The sequence below is a fragment of the Thermoleptolyngbya sp. M55_K2018_002 genome (assembly GCF_015295965.1).
Classification (GTDB): domain Bacteria; phylum Cyanobacteriota; class Cyanobacteriia; order Elainellales; family Elainellaceae; genus Thermoleptolyngbya; species Thermoleptolyngbya sichuanensis.
This window is the reverse complement of the sequence record NZ_DVEA01000426.1, coordinates 1-8,080: the sequence shown is the minus strand read 5'-3', so window position 1 is coordinate 8,080 and position 8,080 is coordinate 1. Positions and strand designations below refer to the sequence as shown.

At 57.4% G+C, this 8,080-nt stretch carries 8 protein-coding genes and 1 pseudogene; 3 read left to right on the top strand and 6 right to left on the bottom strand.

Annotated elements, in window-relative coordinates; genetic code table 11:
* Positions 1-137: 137 nt before the first annotated feature.
* Positions 138-1,208 (top strand): succinate dehydrogenase/fumarate reductase iron-sulfur subunit, encoded by a 1,071-nt coding sequence (locus IGS51_RS21220; protein WP_297080741.1) that lies wholly within the window; start codon positions 138-140, stop codon positions 1,206-1,208.
* 334 nt (positions 1,209-1,542) lie between these two features.
* Positions 1,543-1,731: a chlorophyll a/b-binding protein gene (locus IGS51_RS21215; RefSeq protein WP_068508548.1), complete on the top strand. Its 189-nt coding sequence runs from the start codon at positions 1,543-1,545 to the stop codon at positions 1,729-1,731.
* Positions 1,732-1,747: 16 nt separating this feature from the next.
* Here the strand turns inward: IGS51_RS21215 and IGS51_RS21210 are convergent, their stop codons facing one another.
* From IGS51_RS21210 to psbX, 5 genes are all read right to left on the bottom strand, one after another.
* Positions 1,748-3,196 carry a trypsin-like peptidase domain-containing protein gene (locus IGS51_RS21210; RefSeq protein WP_297080740.1) on the bottom strand — a complete coding sequence of 483 codons (1,449 nt, stop codon included), beginning with the start codon at positions 3,194-3,196 and terminating at the stop codon, positions 1,748-1,750.
* A 318-nt stretch (positions 3,197-3,514) separates the two neighbouring features.
* Entirely contained in the window at positions 3,515-4,468 is a 954-nt protein-coding gene (locus IGS51_RS21205; protein ID WP_297080739.1) for a hypothetical protein, read from the bottom strand.
* Between the two features lie 131 nt (positions 4,469-4,599).
* Positions 4,600-5,058, bottom strand: a complete 459-nt coding sequence (locus IGS51_RS22480) for a TolB family protein (RefSeq protein ID WP_367279399.1) — start codon at positions 5,056-5,058, stop codon at positions 4,600-4,602.
* A 253-nt stretch (positions 5,059-5,311) separates the two neighbouring features.
* The gene (locus IGS51_RS21195) at positions 5,312-6,235 is read right to left on the bottom strand and encodes a Ycf66 family protein (protein WP_297080737.1); all 924 of its coding nucleotides are present in this window, start codon (positions 6,233-6,235) and stop codon (positions 5,312-5,314) included.
* 355 nt (positions 6,236-6,590) lie between these two features.
* Positions 6,591-6,710: a photosystem II reaction center protein PsbX gene (gene psbX, locus IGS51_RS21190; RefSeq protein ID WP_015188284.1), complete on the bottom strand. Its 120-nt coding sequence runs from the start codon at positions 6,708-6,710 to the stop codon at positions 6,591-6,593.
* A gap of 305 nt (positions 6,711-7,015) precedes the next feature.
* Between psbX and IGS51_RS21185 the strand changes: the two genes are divergently transcribed.
* On the top strand, positions 7,016-7,303 hold the full coding sequence (locus IGS51_RS21185; RefSeq protein WP_205370874.1) for a YggT family protein: 288 nt from the start codon (positions 7,016-7,018) through the stop codon (positions 7,301-7,303).
* Positions 7,304-7,530: 227 nt separating this feature from the next.
* Here the strand turns inward: IGS51_RS21185 and IGS51_RS21180 are convergent.
* A pseudogene (locus tag IGS51_RS21180) lies at positions 7,531-8,080 on the bottom strand (hypothetical protein); the annotation flags it as partial.

Below are 8,080 nucleotides of genomic sequence, written 5' to 3'. Positions count from 1 at the left end.
GCCTAAAAGTATCGAGCTGCTGCCGTTGTCACCTTTCGTTTCGCAAGTTCTTTGCTACTCCGTGTCCTTTGGTAATTTCTGGTAATTTCTAGGATTTGACTGACGCTATTTCCCCGCTTACTCGCAACTCACAGCCCATGCGCGTTCAATTCAAAATTCTGCGACAAGACGAAAACTCGGCTCCCTACAGTGCCACCTACGAGCTAGAGGTGGACCCCGGCAATACGATTCTTGACTGCCTGAACCGCATTAAGTGGGAACAGGATGGGGGGCTTGCCTTCCGCAAAAACTGTCGAAATACGATCTGTGGCAGTTGTTCAATGCGAATCAACGGACGCTCGGCCCTGGCCTGCAAAGAGAGTGTCGGCAGCGAGATAGCTCGGATGCAAGCAATTGCGGCTATGGGCGCTCGCCCTGCTGAGCAAAAGGAATATGAAAGCCAAGCAACGGCAGCGCCAGAGGAGATCCCTACGTTTCACATTGCGCCAATGGGCAATATGCCTGTGATTAAGGACCTCGTTGTGGATATGCGGGGCTTTTGGGACGGGCTGGAGGCAGTCGATCCCTATGTCAGCACGGCGGGACGACAGGTTCCTGAACGCGAGTTTTTGCAAACGCCAGAGGAGCGCGATCGCCTCAATCAAACAGGAAACTGTATTCTCTGTGGCGCGTGCTATTCCGAGTGCAATGCCCGCGAGGTCAACCCAAACTTTGTAGGGCCCCACGCCCTAGCCAAGGCCTATCGCATGGTGGCCGACTCTCGCGATGCCCAAACCGAAGCCCGGCTAGAGGACTACAACCAGCCCGAATCTGGCGTGTGGGCCTGCACTCGCTGTTATTACTGCAATTCCGTCTGCCCGATGGAGGTTGCGCCGCTGGACCAGATCAGCAAGATTAAGCAGGAGATTCTCGATCGAAAGGATGCCAGCACCAGCCGATCGGTGCGCCATCGCAAGGTGCTTGTGGATTTGGTGAAACAGGGCGGCTGGATCGATGAACGACGCTTTGGACTGGAGGTAGTCGGCAATTCGTTCCGCGATCTGCAAGGGCTGGCCAGCCTTGGCCCGCTGGGGCTGCGGATGCTGGTGCGGGGCAAATTGCCGCTGCGGTTCGAGCCGTCGGAGGGTGCGGGCGAAGTGCGATCGCTCATCGAAGCAGTTCAGGCCATCGAATCCGCCTCTACACCCAGTTGCCCGCCTCAGAGTTAGGCCTGTCTGAATCCAAGCCTGAATCAAACCCTGAATCTAAGCCTGTCTAAGCCTGCCACTTGTTCTATTCTTGAACTATTCTTGAACTGTTTAGGACTTACGCAGTTGGGCAGCTTCTCGCGGGCTGCGACCTGGAGAAATCGTCCAAAACCCAGAAAACTTATCGCAAGTGCGTAAGTCCTGCCGTTTTTTGAACTAAGTAGATAGACCAGATTAAAAAACAGATCCTGACCCCTGCGCCGCCCGCTGCGCGGGCGGCGCAGGGTCTTTGGGTTTTATATTTATTAATGTCCACCTACTTATTTCTTTTGCTTTCTTTTGCTTTGAATTCGCTATGACAACTGAAACCCCAAAGCCCAATCCACCCGCACTCGACCCAGTGCCCCAGCCAGAGCCAGCGTTTGGCTGGACGCGCTATGCCGAGCAGATCAACGGCCGCTTTGCCATGATTGGCTTTGTGGCGCTGCTGCTGCTGGAGCTATTTACTCGGCAAGACTTTTTTACGTGGATTGGGCTGCGCTGATCCCTGGGGCGAATCCTTAGCGAACCGTCAGCACGTAGCGTCCCCGCCCGTTGCGATCGTAAGCATTGGCAATGATGCGATAGGTGCCTGTGCGCGGCAGCGTTACTGTGAGCCGGGAGTTGGTGCTGCTGGGAGATTCGTCATCGTTTTGCCCGACGACTCGGCCGTTGGCATCTAGCAGGATCAGGTACGTGTCAAACTCAATGCTCTCCATCGTGATGGTCACAGTTTGTCCGGCCTGTCCATCCAGCGCATACTCCTGATACAGGCTATTATCTTCTGCCCAAACCAGCGAGTTGGGGCCCAGGGAACCCTCAACCCGGAGCAGGACACGGGTATTGGGACTGGGGGGCGTGGTGGCTGTGCCTAAGCCAGCGCCGGTAATCGCACTGAGGCGATAGCGACCCGTTTCCCCTGCTTCAAAGGTGTTCGCCAGGATGGTGTATAGCCCTGTTTCCGGCAGGACAGCGGTTAACCGGGCGTTGCGATCGCCCCCGCTGTCATTATCTTGAGCCAGGTCGCTGCCATCAGGGCGCAGCAAAATCAAATATGGATTCACCTCGCGGCTCGTCATTTCAATCGTCACTTCCTGCCCCGCCTGTCCTTGAAACGTGTAGGCGTTGAAGAAGCTGCTGTCGGAAGACAACACACCGCTGCTCGATGACAATACCCCCTGAACCGGAGCGCCATTCAGCGTAATCCGTCGGGCAGTTGGGCCGCCGCCCAGTTGGGGAGCCTGCTGCGCGGTGCGGGGGGCCCGGCCTTCCCGCACGGCCACCAAAAACGGCTGCACCCGATCCATCGAGATTGCGAATCCGATGCCCGTATTGCCCGATGTGCCTCGTGGCGAAAAAATTGCCGAGTTGACTCCAATCATTTGCCCCTGGCTGTTGAGCAAGGGCCCACCAGAGTTGCCGGGATTAATTGCGGCATCCGTCTGAATCAATCCCCGATTGGTATCCAGACGGCTGACGATGCCCGTTGTAAAGGTGCCCTGAAACTGCCCAAAGGGGGTGCCAATCGCAAAGGCCCGCTGCCCGACTTCTACAGAGCCAGGGGTGGCCAGGGGAACCGTCGGCAAATTTTGCGCCCGCACGCGCACCGCCGCCAAATCCAGCCCGCCCTCTGCAAACGCAATAACTTCGCCATCGAGCCGCCGCCCGTCTGCCAAAATCACGCGCACCTGCCGAGCATTGCTCACCACATGGGCATTTGTGAGAATTAATCCGTCTGGGCTAATGATGCTGCCGCTGCCCGTGCCAGTTTGCGTCTGGATGGAGACGACCGCAGGGCTAGCCTGTCGATAGACCCGGACGTTGACTTCTTCGATGTCTTGCGCCTGGGCAACCCCGCGAGTTCCCAATCTGGCGGGAGCGGGAACGATTACATCAGCCAGCAAGACGCTACCCAAGGTGCCGAAGGCGAGCAGACCGGAGGTGACTTGGCGCAACAAGAAATAGCTCATGGTGAAGAGAGGAAATGCAGTGCAAAAGCAGACAAAGCAGACAGTGTTTTAAGCCGTTTCAAGCAGTGGTGAAGACCATTCGGCGTGAAGATCGATGACAGGAACCATTCAGGCTATCAGCGCGGTGCGTCAATGACGCTGCGTGATGGTGCAGATCTGAACAGGGGTCTGGCGACTCATAATCTGGCGACTTAGAATTTGGCAACTCAGAATTTGGCGATCGCCCTTGCCAGGGTTCTACTGGCTATGGTTCCCATTTTGACAACAACCCGCGAACTCGTCATCTGGAAACGGCAAAAGCACAGAAGATGTCTGGAATTAGGGAAGCAGAGTTGTCCCTGCGGACTGGGGGCCATCGCCCTTGCGAGGTGCTTCATTGTCCCATTCTTCAGCGGCTTCAGACTGTTGTCCGGTTAACTCAACGGCTTCAGGAAACGTTACAGGCGCGTCGATTTGAGAGTGTGGAGATTGAGAGTTTGGAAGGGGCGGGGGCAGTGGGGCGATCGCCGGACTGGGCGCAGCCTCATCGAACGCTTGCGGCGCGGCATCAGACGCTTGCGGCTCTGCGGCTGATGGAGCGAAATTTGGCAGGGCCGAGTCAACCGCCGGGGCATTTGTGGGTGGCGGCTCAAGGGACAGCGGAAAAGCGGGCACTGCCTCACGCTCCGGGCTGGCTTTAGTGAGCTTCTCATCCGGTGATTTTTTACCTAGCGATTTTCCACCCAGCGATTCCTCATCCGGTGAGGCTGTATCCAGAGGAGTCGCAGATAAATCGAGGGGCTTGCCAGCGCGATCGCACAGCACGATGTCCCAGTGGCCGCTGGCGTTGGATTCGTAGGCGATGCGATGCCCATCGGCGCTGATGCTGGGGTTGCGGACGCTGGCATTGAGTCCGTCTGTCAGATTGCGGCGATATTGAATCTGGCGATCGTAGAGATAAATATCTTGTCGCCCCTGGCGACTGGCCGCAAACACGATAAACCGTCCATCTGCCGAAACGCCGGGATGTTCTGCGGCCATGTCGATGGCGTTGAGACCGGGCAGATCCACCAAGCGACGATGCGGCAGGTCGTAGAGATAGACATCCTGGCTGCCGTTGCGGTCGGAAACAAAGACGAGATAATCTCCCGATAGCTGCGGCTCCTGCTGGGCAAAGGGACTGTTGAGGGTCTGCCCGCTGGCATCGGACGGTAGGTTCAGCAGGTGGGGGTAGGTGCAGCCGCCCAGCAGCAGCAGGAGGGCGATCGCCAGCACCCATCGGAGGTATCTCACAACATCAACCCAGGCTTATCGAACATTGGCCGCTGCAATGGGGCTTGCCCTGCTGCGTCTAGTTCCATTGTTCCAGTTCTAGCGCACATCGGAGCGAATTCAGCCAGGGGCAAGGAGTCCGCATAGCACGGTCAGCCGTCCGGCAAGTCTGGCTCGATGCCGGGGCCCCGATCTAGCACCTGAATCGTCCATTTGCCATCGCGGCCTAGCTCAAAAGCGACGTAGCGCCCGTCGGGGCTGATGCTGGGGTTTCGCACCCAGCCCCGATAGCCAGAGGTTAGCACCTGAGCCTGTTTGGTGACGCGATCGTATAGCTCCACCTCTGGGCGGCCGCTGCCACTGGCAACGTAGACAATGTAGCGGGCGGTGTTGCTAAGGCTGGGATGTTCGGCGACGGCATCCCAGCGATTGAGCCGGGGTAAATCGACAAACTGCTGCCGCTTCAGGTCGTAGAGCAAGATGCCGCGATCGCCCTTGCGGTTCGAGACAAAGGCCACATACTGCCCATTGCCGCTGAGGGCGGGCTGTTCGTCGGTATAGCGGCTATTGAGCGGCACGGGAGGCCCAGAGCGCTCTGGCTGGACGGCGATCGCCCGACTGCAAGCGGTGTTCAGACCCAGCAGAAGCAGCGCCAGAACCGAAAGCACGGAGCGAGCGGCAGCACGGCGGGCGATCGCCTGATAAAAAAGTCGAAATCGGGCTGTGATCTGACAAAATTTCCAGCCCAGTGATCGCCTCAGGGGTATGAACCCTTCCCAGCTAAGACGCAGCGACTTCCAGAACTTGCGCCAGCCCCAGGGCCAACTCCAGCGGCAGACCCCAGTCCAAGCCTTAATCCAAGCCCTAGTCAAAGTTAGAAGAGTTGTCTGCCTCGTCATCGGAATAATCCACTGGCTGATAATCGACATAATCAGCCGAGGGGCGTGCAGGCTCATCAGCGTCCCAGCGAGCATTAACATCCTCTACCGAGCGAGGGCGGCGGGGGCGGGAGCCAGAGTCTCGACTGCTCGACCGAGAACTGCTACGGCTCGAAGCATAGTCACTGCCATAGTCGCTGGCAGAATAACCGGAAGCATAGTCAGAAGAATAATTGCCGCTGTAATCGCCGCTGTAATCGGTAGACGGTTCTTCCCAAGAGCGATCGCGCCCATAGGACGAAGCGCTATAGTCGTCATCCCAGGCATCGCGCTCTGGGCGGACGGGCGGGCGAGTCTCTCCGGGACTGCCGCGAATGGCGGGGCGACGGCTGCTGCTGCCGTAATCTTCCGTTGGCTCAGTGCGATAGTCGCGGCTGGCTCGGATGCGTCGGCTGGCCGGACGCTCATCCACTGCGCCCAATTCGTCTAGCTCAGCCCGATAGACGCGGCTAACCGGACGTTCATCATCCACAATTTGCCCACCCCCGCCAAAGCGTTTGGCTTGCTCGGTCGTCGCTCCCCGCAGGCGCAGTGTTTCCAGGGCAAAAGCTGTGGCTGCACCGGCCATCAAGTAAAAGCCGAAGGTCAGAATTGGGTCGAGTCGCCAGCCCTGGAACATCAGGATCGTTCCACACAAGAGCGACACAGCGGACAGCGCGATATCCTGGTCGCGGGCAACCTGCGGGCGAAAGTTTCGCAAGAAGTAGAGTCCAGCGCCACCGACTGCCAGAGCAATTCCCAGAAAGGCAGCCGGATTGCCGCCAAACACCACCTGTGCCAGAACGGGTTGGGGCTGCATCCAGGCGGCACTGGCCATCCCCGTCGCAGCGTGTCCGAAATCCACCAACATCTATAGTTTCTCCCTTAATCTGCCCTAACCCTAGCGACTCTCATCCTAACGATTTGTCAAGAAAAGTACCACTGCACCTACCAATGCGCCCGCAGGCAGCTATGTTCAAGGCGCTCGTCTAGCTTGCCTTAGCCCGCTTGTCTAAAACGCTTGTCTAAAACGCTTGTCTAAAACGTTTACCTTTTATGCTAGCCCCATTAATACAGATTTGGGCGAGACTTGCTCGCCCAGAAGCCTTTTGACTCTGCACTGCGCTGAGTTAGGAGCGCACAAGCAGAACCTGTCACAGGGAACCCATCGGCAGTCTCAGGGATAGCCTCAGAGTTTCCCGAATCATAGAGTTGCCCGAATTACACTAGGAGCGCTGAATTTTATCTTTCTGGCTGATAAAGATGAGACCCACGGTTGCGGGAACGACCACAATCAGGAGACCAGCCAGCAGGCTGTAGAAGAAGTTCATCAAAGAGGGAGTCATGGGTATTTAACCTTAAAGTTTGGCGACTTTGTTATAAACAATTCTATCGGTCGGTTAACCGCTTGAGAAGCGTTTCGCGGGAAAGGATTTTGGGTGAGGCTACTGAGGGGGGGCGATCGCCCCAAAATGCCCCCAAAATGACGGTACGATAGCCACCCAATGGGTACAGGCTCAACGTAGAATGAGAAGCCAGAGGGTTGCTAAATGTAACAGTCTTGTCTGACTTTTCTCAGAAATTTGGGGTGTGGGAGCCTGTCTCTCAGAAATCCTGGTTAGCCGTTTAGCAAATACGGGCGGGTTGAGCTATGACTTCGGTGGCGATCGCTTCTTTGGCATTGAGCCTTGGGCTGGGGCTGATGATTCTCCTCTGCATTTTTCGCATCGTCCTCACCTGGTATCCCCAGATCGACCTGACCCAAATGCCGTTTAAGCTAGTGGCGCTGCCAACGGAACCCTTCCTTGCGCCCACCCGCAAAATCGTCAAACCCTTTGGAGGGGTTGATATTTCCCCCATCATCTGGGTTGGCATTTTTAGTCTACTCCGCGAACTGCTCCTGGGGCAGCAGGGCTTATTAACCATGCTTACCTATTAAGACACCTATTAAGACATCTATAAGACACCTACTAGGACTTACGCACTTGCAATCAAACTTTCTGGGTTTTGGACGAGTTCTCGTGGTCTGCGCCCGCGAGAACTCGTCCAACTGCGTAAGTCCCAACCTATTAATATTAAGAATTTAGAGCGGGACGAATGCGACGAGAGGAATTGTGTGTCTTCTCCCTCGCGTTCTTGTGGCTTACTACCCCTGCTGTCGCCCCCTTACTCTATGCCTTCCAGCAAGGTCTGCACTCGCCCATCGGGATACAGCACCACCCGCAGCGTGGCGCGGCGGCCTGTGGGCAGGGGTGACACCAACGTTTCGCCCATCAGCGGCATTCCAGAGCGATCGACGTAAATGCCTGCTGCTTCGCCCAGAGGAACAACTTGCTGCACCACGCCGTTTGCAGCGACAATCACGCGATATTCCAGCGCCCGGTTCAGATTTTCCGGCGGCTGCCAGCGAGACTGAAAGTATTGCTGCGCTTCGCTAACCTGGGGAATGCTGCCCGTGGCCAGACGGGACGGGGCAGAACGCATCGCTGCGTCGGGTCGGGCCGAGTCGGCGGCAAAGGAGCCGCCAGCGGTTTCTGCATGTTCTCCCGGTAGCCCCATCACGGTTGGGTCAGGCGAATCCCCGGTTCGCGCCATTGCAGCAGGATCTTCGGGAAGCAGCACTGGAGCAGGAGCCGCCGCCGGACGCTGGGCAGGTGGCTGGGGAATTACCTGGGGCGGCGCGGCTGGGACTGCTGGCGGGCGGACTGGGGCTGCC